Origin of the sequence: Geomonas limicola (assembly GCF_014193675.1) — a bacterium.
GTDB classification, from domain to species: Bacteria; Desulfobacterota; Desulfuromonadia; order Geobacterales; family Geobacteraceae; genus Geomonas; species Geomonas limicola.
Window position 1 is genome coordinate 902,258 of sequence record NZ_BLXZ01000001.1, and the last position, 16,882, is coordinate 919,139.

The 16,882-nt window shown below is 65.7% G+C and carries 15 protein-coding genes; 7 read left to right on the forward strand and 8 right to left on the reverse strand.

The genetic code is table 11. The features are described from left to right. Positions 1 to 152 precede the first annotated feature (152 nt). A complete protein-coding gene (locus tag H7688_RS03740) occupies positions 153 to 3,296 on the forward strand; it encodes a methylmalonyl-CoA mutase family protein (protein WP_183359682.1) in 3,144 nt (1,047 codons plus the stop codon). Between the two features lie 64 nt (positions 3,297 to 3,360). Further along, entirely contained in the window at positions 3,361 to 4,005 is a 645-nt protein-coding gene (cobO, locus tag H7688_RS03745) for a cob(I)yrinic acid a,c-diamide adenosyltransferase (RefSeq protein ID WP_183359683.1), read from the forward strand. 159 nt (positions 4,006 to 4,164) lie between these two features. Here the strand turns inward: cobO and H7688_RS03750 are convergent, their stop codons facing one another. Beyond that, positions 4,165 to 5,070: an NAD(P)H-binding protein gene (locus tag H7688_RS03750; protein WP_183359684.1), complete on the reverse strand. Its 906-nt coding sequence runs from the start codon at positions 5,068 to 5,070 to the stop codon at positions 4,165 to 4,167. A 277-nt stretch (positions 5,071 to 5,347) separates the two neighbouring features. Here H7688_RS03750 and H7688_RS03755 point away from each other — a divergent pair, with 277 nt between their 5' ends. The 3 genes from H7688_RS03755 to H7688_RS03765 are packed head-to-tail and all read left to right on the forward strand — an operon-like array spanning position 5,348 to position 9,074. After that, complete coding sequence (locus H7688_RS03755) at positions 5,348 to 7,117, forward strand: SpoIIE family protein phosphatase (RefSeq protein ID WP_183359685.1); 1,770 nt, start codon at positions 5,348 to 5,350, stop codon at positions 7,115 to 7,117. Beyond that, entirely contained in the window at positions 7,107 to 7,409 is a 303-nt protein-coding gene (locus tag H7688_RS03760) for a hypothetical protein (RefSeq protein WP_183359686.1), read from the forward strand. The genes H7688_RS03755 and H7688_RS03760 overlap by 11 nt, the downstream gene beginning before the upstream one ends. Positions 7,410 to 7,436: 27 nt before the next feature. Continuing rightward, complete coding sequence (locus H7688_RS03765; protein WP_183359687.1) at positions 7,437 to 9,074, forward strand: methyl-accepting chemotaxis protein; 1,638 nt, start codon at positions 7,437 to 7,439, stop codon at positions 9,072 to 9,074. On the opposite strand, the gene H7688_RS03770 is transcribed toward H7688_RS03765, so the two are convergent. Further along, positions 9,064 to 10,503: an aminotransferase-like domain-containing protein gene (locus H7688_RS03770; RefSeq protein WP_183359688.1), complete on the reverse strand. Its 1,440-nt coding sequence runs from the start codon at positions 10,501 to 10,503 to the stop codon at positions 9,064 to 9,066. The genes H7688_RS03765 and H7688_RS03770 overlap by 11 nt on opposite strands. 215 nt (positions 10,504 to 10,718) lie before the next feature. On the opposite strand from H7688_RS03770, the gene H7688_RS03775 reads away from it, so the two are divergent. Beyond that, positions 10,719 to 10,982, forward strand: a complete 264-nt coding sequence (locus tag H7688_RS03775) for a DUF2917 domain-containing protein (RefSeq protein WP_183359689.1) — start codon at positions 10,719 to 10,721, stop codon at positions 10,980 to 10,982. Between the two features lie 85 nt (positions 10,983 to 11,067). Next, the gene (locus tag H7688_RS03780) at positions 11,068 to 11,853 is read left to right on the forward strand and encodes a PhzF family phenazine biosynthesis protein (RefSeq protein WP_183359690.1); all 786 of its coding nucleotides are present in this window, start codon (positions 11,068 to 11,070) and stop codon (positions 11,851 to 11,853) included. A 14-nt stretch (positions 11,854 to 11,867) separates the two neighbouring features. Here the strand turns inward: H7688_RS03780 and H7688_RS03785 are convergent, their stop codons facing one another. From H7688_RS03785 to H7688_RS03810, 6 genes are all read right to left on the reverse strand, one after another. Continuing rightward, positions 11,868 to 12,881, reverse strand: coding sequence for an aldo/keto reductase (locus H7688_RS03785; protein WP_183359691.1), 1,014 nt, complete (start codon positions 12,879 to 12,881; stop codon positions 11,868 to 11,870). Between the two features lie 22 nt (positions 12,882 to 12,903). Continuing rightward, the gene (locus H7688_RS03790; RefSeq protein WP_183359692.1) at positions 12,904 to 13,368 is read right to left on the reverse strand and encodes a YbhB/YbcL family Raf kinase inhibitor-like protein; all 465 of its coding nucleotides are present in this window, start codon (positions 13,366 to 13,368) and stop codon (positions 12,904 to 12,906) included. Between the two features lie 338 nt (positions 13,369 to 13,706). Continuing rightward, on the reverse strand, positions 13,707 to 14,618 hold the full coding sequence (locus H7688_RS03795) for a glycine zipper family protein (RefSeq protein WP_183359693.1): 912 nt from the start codon (positions 14,616 to 14,618) through the stop codon (positions 13,707 to 13,709). Between the two features lie 208 nt (positions 14,619 to 14,826). Continuing rightward, positions 14,827 to 15,333, reverse strand: a complete 507-nt coding sequence (locus tag H7688_RS03800; RefSeq protein WP_183359694.1) for a Spy/CpxP family protein refolding chaperone — start codon at positions 15,331 to 15,333, stop codon at positions 14,827 to 14,829. Positions 15,334 to 15,530: 197 nt separating this feature from the next. Then, complete coding sequence (locus H7688_RS03805) at positions 15,531 to 15,767, reverse strand: hypothetical protein (protein WP_183359695.1); 237 nt, start codon at positions 15,765 to 15,767, stop codon at positions 15,531 to 15,533. 165 nt (positions 15,768 to 15,932) lie between these two features. After that, positions 15,933 to 16,874 (reverse strand): sensor domain-containing diguanylate cyclase, encoded by a 942-nt coding sequence (locus H7688_RS03810; protein ID WP_183359696.1) that lies wholly within the window; start codon positions 16,872 to 16,874, stop codon positions 15,933 to 15,935. Positions 16,875 to 16,882 lie beyond the last annotated feature (8 nt).

The window sequence follows — 16,882 nt, forward strand, 5'->3', positions numbered from 1 at the left end:
CATCCCTCGGCAGGTCGACCTGGGTACACTCGCCGGATTCGTCGTGGTGGCTTGCAGCTGGTATAATGAAGGCCGAAACGGGCAGGAGCCGATTCCGCTTCTGCCGCCACTTTGGCACAGGTCGCCGCACATGAAAGCCCAGGTGAGTCGCCATGAATGCTGACCTCAAAGCCCCACCCTACCGCATCCTCACCGCTGTGGCCGCCTACGATGGCCACGACGCCTCGATACTCGCCCTGAACCGTGCCCTGCTTTCCGGAGCGGTCCCGGTCGAGGTGATCTACCTCGGCTTCAACATGACCGGAGCACAGATCGCCGCGGCGGCCCTGCAGGAAGGGGTCCACGCCATCGCCGTGAGTTCCTACAACGGCGGCCACCTCCAGTTCTTCCCGCACCTGGTGCGGCGCCTGGCCGAGCTGGAGATCCCGGATACCCTGGTGGTCGGGGGCGGCGGCGGAACCATCCTCCCGGCCGACGCCGAGGCCCTGGAACAGGCAGGTGTCGAAAAGATCTACGGCCCGGGATGGGCGCTCGACGCGGTGGCCGCCGACATCTGCGCGCGTATCGCGGCTCGCAGCGCCGACCGCACCCTCGCCGACCTGCCGCCATCCGGCTCCGGGCCCCTGGCACCGGTGAGCCTTGCCCGCCTGCTCAGCCTGGCCGAGTTCCCGGACTCCGCAGCGCCGCAGCTCGCCGGCTGGCTTGCCGGACCTCCGCCGCGCAAGGCCAAGGTGGTGGCGGTTGCCGGAGACGGCGGCGCCGGGAAGAGCACCCTGATCGACGAGCTGATCCGGCGCCTTTTGGAGAGCGTCCCGGGGCTTCGTATCGCCATCCTCGCCAACGATCCGACAACCGCAAGCCACGGCACCCCCACCGCCTTTCTGGCGGACCGGGTGCGCATGAACCAGATCTACCACGAGCGGGTCTGGCTGCGCAGCGTGGCGACCGGCAGCCCCTACGCGCCGCTCAGTCCGGCGCTCCCCCCGCTGCTTACGGTGCTGCGCCGCGCCGAGTTCGACCTGATCCTGGTCGAGACGCCGGGCACCGGCCAGACCGGGCTCGACCTCGCCGCGCTGGCTGCCGATCTCCTCGTCTACCTGAAGACGCGCGAGTACGGCAGCGGGCTGCAGCTCGAGAAGGACCAGCTCTTGCGCGACGCCGACCTGGTGGTGCTCAACAAGGCGGACCTGGAGGGGGCCGAGGCGGCCTTCGGCGAGATGCAGGGGGTGCTCTCCAGCTTCGGGAAGCCGCCGGCACTCTTTGCAACCACCGCCAAAGCGGCGCGCGATCCCGGGCTGGACCAACTGGCGGCCGAGTTCTGCCGTCGCCTGGGGTGGGACTACCCACAGACGCCGGCGACCACCGACATCTTCAGCTATGCGAAGCAGAGTGTCCTGGTGCCGCACCGGCGCCGGGCCTACCTGGCCGAGATCGCCGACAAGGTGCGTGGCTACGACCGCTGGACCCGCGAGCAGCTGCGCCTGGTGCGGGAAAACCCGGGCGACCTCTCGCGTCTTGACCCGGAGTGCGCCCGGCTTCTCACCGAGTGGCCGCGGCAGTGGCAGGAGCTCTCGCTCCAGGCGGCCGGCGCACAGGGGATCGAGCCCTGGGTCGAGTCCTTGAACGGGCTCAAGCTCCCCCGGGTGGCGCTCCCCGATCCGGAGGACCGTCCGGAGTCGTTGCGTTTCTTGCTCGAGGAGGGTCTGCCGGGATCGTTCCCCTTCGCAACCGGCTGTTTCCCCTACCGTACCGCGAGCGCCGGGGAGACCACCCGGCAGTTCGCCGGCCTGCGCGGTCCCGAGGAGACCAACAAGCGGCTGCATTTTCTCGCCCGCGGGGTCGCCCGCCCGCGCCTCTCCATCGCCTTCGACGGCGTCACCCTCTACGGCGCGGACAGCGACGAGGACCCCGGCAGCGTCGGCAAGATCGGCGAAGGAGGGGTGGCGATCGACACCTGGGAGGACCTGAAGCTGGTGCTCGAGGGGTTCAGCATCCCCGAGATCAGCAGCTCGATGACCATCAACGGTCCGGCCCCCATACTGCTCGCCATGTACTTCGTGGCGGCCCAGGAGCTGGAACTGGAACGCGCCGCACGCGAGCGGGGAGCCCCGCTTGGCGAGAAGGAGCGCGAGGAGCTGAAACGGCGCACCGTCCAAGAGCTGCGCGGCACGCTGCAGGCCGACATCCTGAAGGAGGTGCAGGCGCAAAACGAGAACATCTTCCAGCCCGACTTCGCCATCAAGCTTTTGGGCGACATCCAGGAGTGGTTCATCGCAAACGGGGTGCGCAAGTTCTACTCGCTCTCCATCTCGGGCTACCACATCGGCGAAGCGGGGGCGAGCCCGGTGCAGGAAATCGCCTTTACCCTCGCCAACGGCTTCACCTACCTGGAGAACTTCCTGGCCCGCGGCATGACCGTCGACGCCTTCGCGCCGAGCTTTTCCTTCTTCTTCCGGGTCTCCCACGAGGCGGAGTGGCTTGCCTACGGAGCGGTCTGCCGCAAGATCTGGGCGATCGCGCTGCGCGACGTCTACCGGGCCTCGGCACGCTCGCAGCTCTTCAAGTTCCACACCCAGACCTCGGGCCGGGCCCTGCAAGCCGAGGAGTGGGACACCCTGAACCCGCTGCGCATGTGCTACCACGCCCTTCTTGGCCTTCTGGCGAACACCAACTCGCTGCACGTCGATTCGGCCGACGAGCCGATGACCACGCCGGGGGAAAAGTGGGTGCGCCAGGCGACCATGGTCCCCAACTACCTGCGCGAGGAGGCCGAGGGGTTCCTGATCCAGAACCTGCTCTCCGGTTCCTACGCCTTCAGGGCCCTGGTGGCCGAGGTGCAGGCCAGGGTCCTCCAGGAATTCGACCGGCTGGACCAGCTGGGCGGGGTGCTGCCGGCCACCGAGCTTGGCTACCAGCGCCGGATGATCGCCGAACAGAGCACGCGCTACGAGGAGCAGCGCAGGCGTGCCTCGCCCGAGCACCCGGAGGCACCCCGGCGCCGCATCATCGGCTACAACGCCTTCGAACTGGCGGGCGGTGACCCGGGGAAATATCCGCCGGTTGCCGAGTTGGCCCGTCCGGGGGCCGAGGACGCCGAGCGTCAGCTGAAGCGGCTTGCGGATTTCAGGGAGCGGCACCGCGAGGACGCCCCGCGCTACCTGGCCCGCCTGAGGGAGGTGGCGCTCAGCGAGGGGAACGTCTTCGGCGAACTGCTGGAGACGGTGCGACATGCAAGCCTCGGGCAGATTACCCGGACCCTGGCGCAGGTGGGAGGACGCTATCGGAAGATGGTGTAGGGCGAAGGGAGATGGCACCGATACGACAACAGCATCCTTTGGGATGCCTTTCAGGAGAGAAGAGATGATAGAAGCGGGCGACGAGGTGGTAAGCGAGGCGGAGGTTGTTGACGAGGAGATCCCCTGCGTCAGGGTGAGACGCGGCACGCTGCCGGACAAGATCGACCGGCTGGAGCCCAAGGAGCGCCAGGGGCTTACCGTGGTCATTACCGGCAACGGCAAGGGAAAAACCACCTCGGCACTGGGGATGGCGGTGCGGGCCTGCGGTCACGGACAACGGGTCTGCATCATCCAGTTCATGAAGGGCGACCTGTACGCAGGCGAGTGGGACGGGGTGCGCCAGCTTACGGGGGTGGAGCTGCATACCACCGGCAAGGGTTTTTGCGGCATCCAGGGAAACCCCTACCCTTTCAGCGAGCACCGCGACAACGCTCACGACGCCCTGGACCTCGCCCGCGAGAAGATGGCCTCCGGAAAGTTCGACCTGGTCATCCTGGACGAGATCAACAACGCGCTGAAACTCAAGCTGGTAGACCTGGAGCCGGTACTTGAGCTGCTCCGCAGTAAGCCGGCGCTCTTGCACCTGGTGCTGACCGGCCGTGACGCGCATCCCGAGGTCGTGGAACTTGCCGACACGGTGAGCGAGGTTAACGAGATCAAGCACGCCTACCGCAAGGGGATCGAACCACAACCCGGCATCGACTACTGAGTCCCGGCTGGTGTAACGGCCGGTGTGCCGACACCCCGGTCCGGCACCGCGGTAACGGATCGCCCCGGGACACCTGCAACAATAAGGGGGACGCAGGCTACTACCTGTGTCCCCCTTTTCTTGCATCCCGCGATCAACACATTCAGGCGGGCTGGTGCGTCACGACTTCTGCAGGGTCTTCTCCTCCTCGAGCGCCTGCATCACCGCCTCGTTAAACGGGGTGAGCGGAAACGGGATGAGCTCCCGGATCCGGTTCTCCCGGCAGATCACCTCGCTCGCCAGCCCCTCGATGAGGGGGATCGCGATAGACGGTTTGACCGGCGTGATGAGCCCCACCCAGTAGGAGGAGAGCCGCGGCGTCAAAACCGGCACCGGCACGATGGCCAGGCGCCGCCCCGCCAGTGCCGCGAAACGCTCCATCATCTCCCGGTAACTCAGGATTTCCGGCCCGCCGATATCGAAGGTCTCCCCGGCGGTCGCCTCCTCGAAGAAGCAGCCCACCAGGTAACGGATCACATCACCCACAGCGATCGGCTGGCACCGGGTACTCACCCAGCGGGGGGTGATCATCACGGGGAGGTGCAGGACCAGCGCCCTGATCATCTCGAATGAGGCGCCACCGGCCCCGTAGATGATGGCCGCCCGCAGGAACGTGGTGGCATAGCTCCCCTGTTTGAGGATGCTGGCCACTTCGAGCCGGCTGGCCAGGTGGCCGGAGAGCCCGGCTCCGGTCTCGCCGAGCCCCCCCAGGTATATGACCCGGCGCACCCCGGCCTGTTCAGCGGCGCGGCGCAGGTTTTCCGCGGCCTCCCGGTCGCGACGCTCGAATTCGGTGCGTCCTCCGGCCATGGAGTGCACCAGGTAGTAGACCGTGTCCACACCAGCCAGGGCGGGTTGCAGCGTGAGCGGCTCCAGCAGGTCGCCCTGCACGATTTCCACCGGTACCGGAAACTGGACCGGACTGCGCACCAGGCAGCGCACCGGTACCCCCCGGGCCGCCAGCGCCACGACCAGCCGCCGTCCGATGAAACCGGATGCTCCCGTCACCAATACCCTTCGATCCATGACTCCTCCCCTCCCCTTCGTACCACCTTTGCACGGCGACGGCTGGCACCGACTATACCACAGCGTTTTGCCCCATCAACCGCTGCCCCTGTAAACAAAAGTACTTCAGTCAACTAATGAATGTGACGAAGAGGAGTTAAGGATGCCGCCATCTCCTGGCCGCAAGCCCAGCAGATTCAAGATAAACCCGCATGGAACCTGACGTTACGGCTACGACAAAAAAGCCAGCCGAGAAACGGTGCTTCATGAAGAAGCGCGCTTGGCCTCGAGAATAACCATGTCACTACCTGCAGCACTTCCCGAGGCGAGCCCCCAGGCCCTCCCCTCACCCGGCACCGGCCGCCCGGCCGGCAAACTGATCGAGTCGACCCCGGAGACCCGCGCGCTCACCCTGCTGATCGCCGAAGACGACCCGGTCAGTCGCGGTCTGCTCTCCTTTTGTACCCAGGAACTCTTCAAGGAGGTGCTCCTGGCGGATAACGGCCTGCAGGCGCTGACCCTGTTTCGGGAGCGCCAGCCCGATATGGTGCTCACCGACCAGGTGATGCCCGGGTTGACAGGCCTGGAGCTCATGGAGGCAATCCGCGCCGACGGGGACCGGACCCCGGTGATCCTGATGACCACGGTGCACGACCGGGTGCTCTTGCAGGCGATCAACCAGGGGGTCGACCGCTTCGTTCCCAAGCCCTTCGACCTCGCCCACCTGGTCCGTACCCTGAGCACGGTGGCCGCTGAAGTGGTGAACCGCAGGGTGGTGGAGCGGCACCGGGAGCAGGAAGTGGAGCTGCTGCGCTACCGGGATACCTACAACGCGCTGCAGCAGGAGTCCGCCCGGCGCAAGGAGCGCCACGTGGTGCGCCACGACCTCCTGCACCAGGTGATACCCGGCAGCAGCGCCCGCTGGGCCATCAACGTCGCCTTTACCCCCCGCGATATCATGTGCGGCGACGGCTACTCGGTGCGCCAGCTCTTCGACGGGCGCCAGCTGGTCTTCCTGGTGGACGCCATGGGCTCGGGAATGTCCGCCTCGCTCACCGCCATGCTCACCACCTCGTTCTTCAACTACCAGGTGGACCACCTGCACCGCTGGCGCAACTTCGACCTGGCGACGCTCCTGGAGCGCTTCCAGGAATACCTATCGAGCGTCCTGTTCGAAGAGGAGGTGCTCTCCTGCGGCTTTCTGCTGATCGACCTCAAGCGCGAGGAGCTCGAGGCGGCCCTCTTCGCCCTGCCGCCGCTTCTCTTGCGCCGGGTCGACGGGAGCATCGAGAAAATCCCGGGAAGGAACCCACCGCTGGCGAGCTATTCCACACCGTTTCGGGTGAACCGGGTCTCGCTCAAGGACGCCGCAAACCTGCTGATCATCACCGACGGGGTCACCGATGCGCCGCTCAAGGAGGGGGGGATCTACCGGGAGGTGCTGGAGGAAGATTTCCTCAGCACGCCGACGCTCTCCGGCCTCAAAAAGCGCTTCCTTACCCGTATCGAACCAGGCAATCTCGACGACCTCACCGTGCTGCACCTGCGCCGCCTGGACCTCCCGTCGCAGTGGACCTGGAGCGGACGACCGGAGCTGAACCTAGCCGGCCAGGGGCGGCTCATCGAGGCATTTCTCGCGGCCCTGGCCCGGGAGATCCGGGTGCCGCAACAGCAGCTGGACGAGGTGGAGCTCATCCTCAGCGAAGCCCTCACCAACGCCTTCGAGCACGGCTGCCTGGGACTCGAGCGCGACGAGAAGCAACGGCTCGTGGAGTCGGGGGATTTCGAGGCACTCCTCTCGGAACTCCCGCTTCCCCCCGGCGCAAGGATCAGCCTGAAGGCCACCCTGTGGCGCGGGGCCCAACAGCCGCTGTTGCTCATCGAGGTGCTTGACTCGGGGCCGGGGATCCCGGCCGCCGCGCTCTACGCAGGGTGCGCACAGAAAAGCCTGAGCGGACGCGGACTCGCCATGATCGGCAGGCTCTGTGACTCTCTTTTTACCGGTGGCCCCGGAGGCCACCTTTTCATCCTGAAGACGCTCGATCAAGGAGAAAGCGATGCAGATTGAGGTATCCGGCAGCAGCGAATTGACCATCCGGGGCAACATCAAGTCCATCGAGGACAGCACACGCATCAAGGAGGCGATCGTCGCCCTGAAGAAGGGAGAGGCCGGGATCCAGCTCAAGGTCCCCGAGTCGTTCTCCATGACCTCGACGGTGATCGGCTTTTTGATGAAGCTCGTCAACGTCGACCGGGTACGCATCGCCCTGGCGGTGGGGGACCAGCGGCTCTACCAACTCATGGAGGAGTTGAGCCTGGTGGAAACCTTCAACGTAAGCCTCTTGCATGGGCAGAGGTAACAGTACGACGTAGAGCGGGAGGGGAGTATGACTGCATTACGGGACTGGAAGATCCGCAACAAGATCATCGTGGCACCGGCGCTCATGGTCTGCATCATGACCGTCTGGGTGATCGCCTACCTCTTGCCACTCTTCGAAAACGGGCTCCTGAAGGAAAAACAGACCGCGACCCGTCACGTGGTCGAGCTCTCCTTCGGGATCCTCTCCGAGATCGATAGCCAGGTAAAAAGCGGGGCCCTGAGCCCCGAGGACGGCAGGAAGCTCGCCGCCAACCGGCTCGGCGCACTGCGCTACGGGGATAAGGACTACCTCTGGGTGAACGACCTCGCCCCGCGCATGGTGATGCACCCCTTCAAGCCGGAATTAAACGGCAAGGACCTCGCGGGGGTCAAGGATCCCGACGGGAAGTCGGTCTTCATCGAGTTCGCCCGGGTCTGCAAGGAAAAGGGGGCCGGTTTCGTGGAGTACCGCTGGCCCAAGCCTGGCGCGGAAAAACCGGTTCCCAAGGTCTCCTACGTGAAGCTCTTCGAGCCCTGGGGTTGGGTGGTGGGAAGCGGCATCTACGTGGACGACCTGTACCAGCAGATGTTCACCATAAAGATGATCCTTTTGGGTGGCGATATCGCCTTCGCGCTGTTCATCATCGCCTTCTCGGTAGTGGTGAGCCGCCAGGTGACCGTGCCGGTCAAGCAGATGGTGCAGATGGCCGACGACCTGGCCCACGGCGAGGGGGACCTCACCAAGCGACTGGGGCTCACCCACAAAGACGAGGTGGGCGAGGCGGCGCAACTGATCGACCAGTTCATCGCCAAGGTGCAGGACAGCGTGGCGCAGTCGGTGGAGAGCTCGCAGGAGACCGCGCTGGCGAGCCAGGAACTCTCGCACATCGTGGGGAACCTCACGGAGAACGTCCAGCGCCAGACCGAGATGATCGGCGAGAGCAACCGGCTCACCATGGACGTGGCGGGGAACCTGGACATCACCGAGGAGATGGCGGTATCCACCACCGAGACCATCGAGGCGACCCGCGCCACCTTGCAGCGCTTCGTGGAGGACCTGAACCGGGCCGGCGGGATCATCATCGGCGAGAGCGAGCAGCAGGCAGCACTCACCGCGCAAACCCAGGAGCTCGCCGCGCGCGCCGCGGACATCGGCCAGGTGCTCGAGATCATCGCCGACATCGCCGACCAGACGAACCTTTTGGCCTTGAACGCCTCGATCGAGGCGGCACGGGCCGGCGAGGCGGGGCGCGGTTTTGCCGTGGTGGCCGACGAGGTACGCGCCCTGGCGGCCAAGACCCAGAGCTCGCTCTCCCAGATCGACGCGGGGGTGCAGGCGGTGGTGAAGGGGGTGGACCTGGTCTGCGGCGCCAACGTGAAGAGCGCCGGACGGATGCGGGAGATCGCCGAGGAGACCCGGCGCCTGATCGTGAACGTGGGCGAGACCGACCAGCGGCTCGAGGGGGCGGTGAACATCGCCTCGGACCTGGTCAACAAGAGCACCTACATCGCCACCCGGACCAAGGAGCTCATCGAGCACCTGGGAGAGATCATCGTGCTCTCCGGTCAGAACAACCTGGTGGCCGGCGAGGTAGGGGGCGTCGCGGCGGGGCTTGCCGAGAAGTCCGAGCAGCTGCGCGGCGTACTCTCCCGCTTCAGGGTGTAGGGGCGAGTTCCCGCGCCAGGCGTCCCAGGGTCTCCACCCCGCGCTCGATGCGCTCGTCCCAGAGCGCCGAGCAGAGCCGGATGCAGTTTTGGTACTTGTCGGAGAGCGAGAAGATCGAACCGGGGGTGATGCCGATGCCGTGTTCCAGGGCGCGCTGGAACAGGCGCACCGAGTCGGTCCCCTCGGGCATCTCCACCCAGAGCATGAAGCTTCCCGCCGGCTGGGTCATCCGGGTGCCCGCCGGGAAGTGGCGCGCCACCGCGTCCGCCATGAGCGAGATGTTGCGCGCGTAGATCCGCCGGATGGCGCGCAGGTGGTGGTCGTAGCCGCCCGTGGCCAGGAACTCCGCCAAGGCAAGCTGGGGCGGCGACGAGGTCGCCAGGTTGGCCATCATCTTGAGCCGCTCCATCTCCCCCTGATACCTCCCCCCGATTGCCCACCCCACCCGGTACCCCGGGGCCAAGGTCTTGGAAAACGACGAGCAGTAGATGACGAGCCCCTGCCTGTCGAAGGCCTTGGCCGCCAGGGGGCGCTCCGCTCCGAAGGTCAGGTCGCCGTAGATGTCGTCCTCGATGAGCGGGATCTCGTGGCGCGCCAAGAGCTGCACCAGCTCGCGCTTGCGCGCCTCGGGCATCAGTCCCCCCAAGGGGTTGCTGAAGTTGGGGATCACCAGGCAGGCGCTCACCCGGTTGTGTTCGAGGGCGTACTCGAGCGCCTCGATGCTGATCCCCTCGCGCGGGGTGGCGGGGATCTCCAGTGCCTTGAGCCCCATGTCGGCGATGAGCTGCAGGAAGTTGAAGTAGAAGGGGGACTCCACGGCGATGGTGTCGCCGGGGCGGCAGGTGGCGCGCAGGGCGAGCTGCACCGCTTCGACGCACCCCGAGGTGATCAGCACCTGGTCCGGGCGCACACTGAAACCGGCGAGGATGGAGCGCTGGGCTATCTGGGTGCGCAGCCGCTCGCTCCCCGGCGGCATCATGTAGGAGACGCTCTGCGCACCGAAACGGCGGGTCACCTGGCTCATGATCCGGTTCAGCTTCTCCACCGGGAGGTGGCTTGGGTGCGGTACCGCGCTTCCCAAGGGGAGCAGCTCCCGGTTGGCCATGTTGCGGATCACCTGCTGGCAGAGTTCGCTGTAGGTGGCGGCTACCGGCACGCTCGGCTTCTGGGCGGTAAGGGGAGCCGCCGTGATCTCGGGGACCCGGGGCGCCACGTAGTAGCCGGACTGCGGGCGCGCCTGGATCACCCGGCGGTCCTCCAGGACGGCGTAGGCCTGCAGCACCGTGTTGATGCTCACGTTCATCTTGGAGCTCAACTGGCGCACCGAGGGGAGCCGGTCCCCCACCCGGTAGGTCCCCCCTTCGATGAGCGCCGCGATCTCGCCCCCCACCCGCTCGTAGAGCGGCCGTGCATCTGCCAGGTTCTCCACTGTCCCCTCCCTTGCGATCCCACCTCCGGATCATTAACGGCATGCTCATAGTAGCGCAGAGAGCCCGCCTCCCCCAGGCACAATCCTGCGTTTTTCAGACGGGCACAGTCATCCTAGGCGAGAACTGTCACGGTTACAAATCATTTTTGCTGTGTCTGTACACCAAAGTCCGCCGGCGCTACAGTAAGCCAACAACGTAGCGAGGAGGTGCCGACATGGAATGCGGCTTGGAACGAGGAGAACTGGTGCGGCTTTCGGGCGGGAGCTGCGGAACCGAGATTGCCTGCCGGACCGGGACGCTTTGGCTCACCCGGGGCGACGGCGTGGATTACCTGGTGCACCAAGGAAGCACCTTCCGGCTGGCGGCCGGGGAACAGGCCGTGGTCGAGGCGCTCGGGCGGGCCGAGTTTCGCCTGAGGGAGAGCGTCGGGGGGACCACCCCGATTACCTGGCGCAGCTCCCTGGTGCAGCAGTGCTGAGAGCGACCCATCCAGGGGGGTGCGGCCGAAGGTTTACGCGCCTGCACGAAACGGCGCACAATTTTATGACACGAAGGAGGATGCCATGAGAATTACCCAATACCAGGTGGATGCTTTTGCGACCCGGGTTTTCGAGGGAAACCCCGCTGCGGTCTGCCTTCTGGAGAGCTGGCCCGAAGATGGGCTTTTGCAGGCCATTGCCGCCGAGAACAACCTCTCGGAGACCGCCTTCGTGACAGGGGGCGGCGGGCGCTACCAGCTGCGCTGGTTCACCCCGGTCGCGGAGGTGCCGCTCTGCGGCCACGCGACGCTTGCCGCCGCGCACGTGCTCTTTCGCCATGCCGGCGCGGCTGAGCCGGCACTTCGTTTTGCGACCTTGAGCGGCGAGCTGCTGGTGAGCCGGGAGGGCGCGGGGTACCGGATGGACTTTCCGGCCCAAAAGGTCACCCCCTGTCCGCTCCCAGAGGCCCTGGTTGCGGGCCTGGGGAGAAGACCGCTGGAGCTGTACGCGGCCGAGGACTACCTGGCGGTATTTGATAGCGAGGAGGAGGTTCGTGCCGTCACCCCGAACTTCGAGCGACTGGGCGAACTCGGGCTACGCGGCGTTATCGTCACGGCACCCGGGAGGGAGCTCGACTTCGTGAGCCGGTTCTTCGCTCCGAAGCTGGGGATCCCGGAGGATCCCGTTACCGGATCGGCTCACTGTGCACTGGCGCCGTACTGGGCCAAACGGCTGGAAAAGGGGGTCCTTAAGGCAGCCCAGCTCTCCCGCCGCGGTGGCCGGATCGATTGCGAGGTGCAGGGGGACCGGGTAGTGATGGCCGGCATGGCCGTAACCTTCATGAAGGCAGAAATTGTCCTGGAAACTTGAGCGTCGCATCATGGCTACCCCATCCATTCCGGGTGCTTCGCGGTTGAGTCAAAGTGCCCGGTGGTCTTGAAAAGCTCGTATTCGCCTGAGCGGGCGAAGCGCTCGGTACGCGCCAAAAGCGCCACCTGCTGTTCCCGGGTAAGCGGCGTGAAACAGCGCACCGCCTCGATCGCCCGATCGAGGATCGCCAGGCTGTCGATGCCGGTCACCACGCTCCCCGGGTTTACCGTCATGGCGTAGTGCAGGCATTCGATGGCGCTCACCGCTTTCGACTGCAGGATGATGGCGTCGCCCAGGGGCTTCATGGAGAGGACGCCGATCCGTTCGGAGATGAGCCGCGGCAGCACCTGGTGCTGAAAGCTGCGGAAATGGGCATCCATCACGTTGAGCGGCATGAGCACCGCGTCGGGTTTGAAGTTGTGGGCCCGGGCCAGGTCCAGCATGTGCAGGTGGATGGCGGGGTCCTTGTGCCCGGTGAACCCGAGGTAGCGGGTCTTGCCGGCCTTTTGCGCCTCGAGCGCCGCCTGCACCGCACCGTCCGGGCCGAAGAAGCGGTCCGGGTCGTTCATGCGGATCACCTCGTGGAACATAAGGAGGTCGACGTGGTCGGTCTTCAGGCGCTTGAGCGACTCGTCGATCTGCTTCAGGGCCGCGTTGCGGGTCCGCCCGTCAAACTTGGTCATCAGGAAGACCTTGTCGCGGTAGCCGCCCTCAAGCGCCTTCCCCATGCGCTTCTCGCTCTCGCCGCCGTTGTAGTCCCACGAGTTGTCCAGGAAGGTGATGCCGCGGTCGATGGCCCCTTTCACGAGGGCGATGGACTCTTTTTCGTCGGGCTGCCGACCGATGTGGGCACCACCAAGGCCCAGTACGGACAGCTTTTCGCCGGTGCTCCCCAGGGGGCGGTAGAGCATCTCGCCGCGCTTTTCTGCCGGGGCCGCGCCCGCCAGTCGATCGAGATCCACCAACTGCTGTGCCAGTACCGCACCTGCCACCAGCGAGCTCTGTTTCAAGAATTCTCTCCTGTTCATGTGAGCCTCCTCGACAGCCCGGCTAGATAGGGGCCAGGTTGGTCCGGGCGTAGGTTCCGATCAACTCGGTCGTGGCCATGACGTGGCTTGCCATCGCCTCCTCCAACTCGCTGCGCCCTGCAGTCGGTGCGAGGTCGAGCTTGCAGTCCAGGGCGTAGAGCCTGAACAGGTAGCGGTGCGGAGCGGGGTCCTGGGGGCAGGGACCGAGATAGCCGTGTTTGCGCTGCACATTCACCCCCTGCTGCGCGCCGTGCGGTGCCGAGTGTTCCTTGATCTCGCCCAGCTCGGGGTTGATGTTCCAGACCACCCAGTGCACCGATCTCAGCGGCAAAACGTCCAGATCTTCCAGGAGCAGGGCGAGCGACCTGGTCCCCTTGGGAACGCCGTGGATCACCAGGTACGGGTTTATGTTGTCGCCATCGCAGGTGTATTTGGAGGGGATCTGGGTTCCGCTGTTGAAGGCGGGGCTGGTCAGTTTGAATTCCACGGGGCACCTCCTCGGGTCGTTACTGCCTTTTGGGCGGCCCTGGCGCGATTCGAGGGGGGGGCCGGAAAAGCACCATTAGATAATACTAATTTCACCTAGGGCGTCAAGCTGATTCTTCACTCCCCCGTCCGTGGCGTCGTGACCTCGCCCCCTGCACTCCAGCCTCCCCAAGTATCTGGCAAAGCCGTCCTAGCTGGCCACCTCTCCCCTTGCGGGAGCGGGCCAGGGTGCGCGGGAAGGCGCCACCTTAAAGCAGATGGCTGCTTCCCCCCGGTAAAATGACAATAAAAAAGCCCCCCTGAAATCAGGGAGGCTTTTTTTGTTGGACACCTTTAGACCTAGCGGCGTTCGATGATGACCCGCTCGCGGTAGGCCGGGCGGTGCATGCGGCCGTTGTAGTGCCCCCGGTCACGGTCGTAGCGACGATACTCCACGTCGCGGTAGTGCCGGATGCTGTCGATGCGGTAGCGCACGAAGACCGAAGGGTAGCTCCTGCGCTGCAGCGGCATCCAGGGACCGTTATAGTAGGGGCCGTGGTACCAGCGGCCGGCGTAGAAGTAGAAGAACTCGCTGCCGTTGTACATGAGATCGTAGGGAACGCCCACCGCCACGTACATCCCCAGGGGGGGCGAGTAGATGAACTGCGGCGCCTCGTTCACGTAGACCTCGGCCGGTGCCGGGTACACCTCGGGTTCGGGCGGTGGCGCCTGGATTATCTCGACCGGCGGCGGGGGCGGTGCGGGAGCGACCACGACCGGGGCCGGTGGCGGCGGTGGCGGCGCTGCGGCAACGGTATGGGTGACGGCGGGCCTGCTGCGGCCGGGTATCTGGTTACCGTAGGAGTACATGCACTGCAGGTAACTGTTGTCGTAGCGGCGCTGCGCCTCCCTGCCGTAGACCTGTCCCGACTCGGACCCCACCGCGGTTCCCAGCAACAGGCCGCTGGCGGCACCGATCAGGGCACCGGTTCCGGCGTGCCCGGAGGCCGAACCCAGGGCCGCACCGACGCCGGCGCCAACCGCGGTACCCGCGACGGCACCGGCGGCGACCTTCTGGTCCAGGGCCTCCTGGCTCGGTGCGCCGAGCTGTCGCTCCGCCCACTGGCGGCAGGTGGCGTCCTCTCTCTGGAAGGTCTCGAAGGATTTGCCGGGGGCCGGCAGCACGTTGACGCTCGGGCCGCCGGGGACCGTAACGCACCCCCCGAGGGCCAAGAGCAAGGAAAATGGCAGGATCTTGTAACCGAACCGCATGGTCGCCACACCTCCAATTATTAAGTTAAGCTATTGTTTCCACAAACCTTTTGACTGCAGACATTTTGTACCACTTCCCGGCACGCCCTGCAAGGGGAAACGGCCGGCCCTGCCCCCCGCCGGTCCGGCGCAAGGGGAATTGGGTCCTGGCGTAATAACGCACCAGGGGGAGGAAGGTTTACCTCCCCCTGTCCTTTGCGCCGACCGGTTACTCCTGCTCCATACCGTGGTCCCGGTGTTTGGCGCCCCACTTTGCCTTGAGCTCCTTGAGCTTCACCTGCTGTTCCGGGGTAAGTAGCGCCATCAGCTTCCTGACCGTCTGGGCGCGCTGCACCGCGAGATCGGACTGCAGGGCGGCAACCTTGGCGGACTGGGCCCGAACCGCCGCCTCATCGGCCGTGCCGGAATGGATCAGGTCGCGCAGCTGGTGTCTCTCCTGCTTGAGGCTTGCCATAAGCGGCTTCGCCTGGCTGCGGCTTGCATCCAGGACCTCTTTCGCCTGCGTTCTCTGGGCGGGGGACATCCCCAGCTTGTCCGCCAGGCGCTTCAGGAAGTGCTTGCCGTGCCGCGCCTCTTTCCCCTTCGGGCAGCCGTGCCCGTACTCCCCGGCGGCGCCCGGTGCCGCGCCGGTTTGTTCGGCCAGGGCCACATTGCCCAGTGCGGTGACCGATGCCAGCCCGGCAGCCACAACCAGTGCTCTGAGTGAACCTTTCATTTTTGTCTCCTTGGGTAGAGTTGGTTCCTGCGATGCAACCAACTCTACGGGAACAATGAGGAAAAAATGGGGAGGAAATGGGGAATCATCCGTCTAAAAACGATGCGGCCGCCAGGCGCGGTAATCCCGCCTGGCGGCCTGTTCTCTGCCCGAAGCTGTCGTCCGGCACGGCCCCTGAAGGGCCAAGCCGCACCATCTCAGTGGCGCTTGAGTTCCTCGAACTCCTGGGTCGGACAGCAGTAGTAGTCGTGGCTGCACCAGATCATCACCCGGTCCCCGGGTTCGGGGGGCTCGCAGCCGTCAATGGCGTACTGGTGGTTGTCGCACATAACGGTGCCGTCGGGCTGCACGGTTGCCAGGTATCGCCCGTAATAGAGCTGGGTAAGGGCCGGCGGAGAGATCTCCTTGAGCTCGGTGAGGTGGTAGACGTGCATGGTGTCCTCCCGCCGCGCGCGATGGGTGGCCGGTGAACCGGCGGGTGCGCGGCATCGAAACACCTCACAGCCAAGTTCGTGCCAGCGCTAACCCGCTTATTTCACGAGAATAGAGCGGTCCCCCTCCGGGTGAGCTGTGCAAAATTGGAACAACCGCAGTCCAGATTATGCTCTCTTACCCGGGGAACGGGGACGCCGGGGCTGGGAGCTGGCTAAAGGGGGGGGGGCGGGGATGGGATCAGCGGCGGGAATGGGGTCAGGCACGGCGGCCGAAAGCAGCGCCTGCTTCTGGGCCCGCTTGTCGCCGTACATGCGCTGGTCCGCGAGGCAGAGCGTCCCTTTGAGTTCGTGGCGGTTGTGGGCCACCGCATGCCCAAGGGCGACGGAGAGTACCGGCGCCTCCTTGCGGCCGCGGCGCCGGTTGTCCCGGCCGATGAAGTCGCGGATGCGCTCCAGGGACGCGGCGAGCGCCTCCTCCCCGGCCCCCGGCATGATCACCGCGAACTCGTCGCCGCCGATGCGCGCCACCACGTCGGCCTCGCGAAAGGCCCCCTTGAGGACCTCGGCACCGCGCTGGATCAAGCGGTCGCCGACCGGGTGTCCGTAGCGGTCGTTCACCTCTTTGAGGCCGTTGAGGTCCGCCACGATGATCCCGGCCGGGAAACAGCGTCCGGCCGCCACCCGGGCGAGTTCGGTATCGAAGTAGGAGCGGTTGTAGAGCCCGGTCAGGCTGTCGTGGGTACTCAGGTGCACCAGCGCGGCGCAGGCCTCCTGGAGGCTCTCCACCATGCTGTTGAAGGAGCTGGAGAACTCCCCGAAGAAGTCGATGCGCTGGCTTAGATCCCCTTGCGCTATCTGCTTGGTCTGCCAGGTGAGGTGGCGCAGGTTGGCGTTCAGGGCCTTGAGGCTGCCGGCCAGCATCCCCTTCAGCTGGCCGTGGTTGTTGGAGAAGTCGCCCCGGGCAATGTCCATGGCGAACTGGTAGCAGCCGGTCAGGTGGCCCGAGAGGGCGCGCAACTCGGCCGCGTACTGGCAATCGTCCGGAATCAGAGTGGGAATCCGCCCCTCGGCAAAGGCCACCAACAAAAGCCGGGTCCGCTCGTCCATGACCGCTC

Coding starts and splice junctions, on each gene's coding strand:
- H7688_RS03740 (WP_183359682.1), top strand. CDS start 153: ATGAATGCTGACCTCAAAGCCCCACCCTACCGCATCCTCACCGCTGTG.
- cobO (WP_183359683.1), top strand. CDS start 3,361: ATGATAGAAGCGGGCGACGAGGTGGTAAGCGAGGCGGAGGTTGTTGAC.
- H7688_RS03750 (WP_183359684.1), bottom strand. CDS start 5,070: ATGGATCGAAGGGTATTGGTGACGGGAGCATCCGGTTTCATCGGACGG.
- H7688_RS03755 (WP_183359685.1), top strand. CDS start 5,348: ATGTCACTACCTGCAGCACTTCCCGAGGCGAGCCCCCAGGCCCTCCCC.
- H7688_RS03760 (WP_183359686.1), top strand. CDS start 7,107: ATGCAGATTGAGGTATCCGGCAGCAGCGAATTGACCATCCGGGGCAAC.
- H7688_RS03765 (WP_183359687.1), top strand. CDS start 7,437: ATGACTGCATTACGGGACTGGAAGATCCGCAACAAGATCATCGTGGCA.
- H7688_RS03775 (WP_183359689.1), top strand. CDS start 10,719: ATGGAATGCGGCTTGGAACGAGGAGAACTGGTGCGGCTTTCGGGCGGG.
- H7688_RS03780 (WP_183359690.1), top strand. CDS start 11,068: ATGAGAATTACCCAATACCAGGTGGATGCTTTTGCGACCCGGGTTTTC.
- H7688_RS03785 (WP_183359691.1), bottom strand. CDS start 12,881: ATGAACAGGAGAGAATTCTTGAAACAGAGCTCGCTGGTGGCAGGTGCG.
- H7688_RS03795 (WP_183359693.1), bottom strand. CDS start 14,618: ATGCGGTTCGGTTACAAGATCCTGCCATTTTCCTTGCTCTTGGCCCTC.
- H7688_RS03800 (WP_183359694.1), bottom strand. CDS start 15,333: ATGAAAGGTTCACTCAGAGCACTGGTTGTGGCTGCCGGGCTGGCATCG.
- H7688_RS03805 (WP_183359695.1), bottom strand. CDS start 15,767: ATGCACGTCTACCACCTCACCGAGCTCAAGGAGATCTCTCCGCCGGCC.
- H7688_RS03810 (WP_183359696.1), bottom strand. CDS start 16,874: ATGGACGAGCGGACCCGGCTTTTGTTGGTGGCCTTTGCCGAGGGGCGG.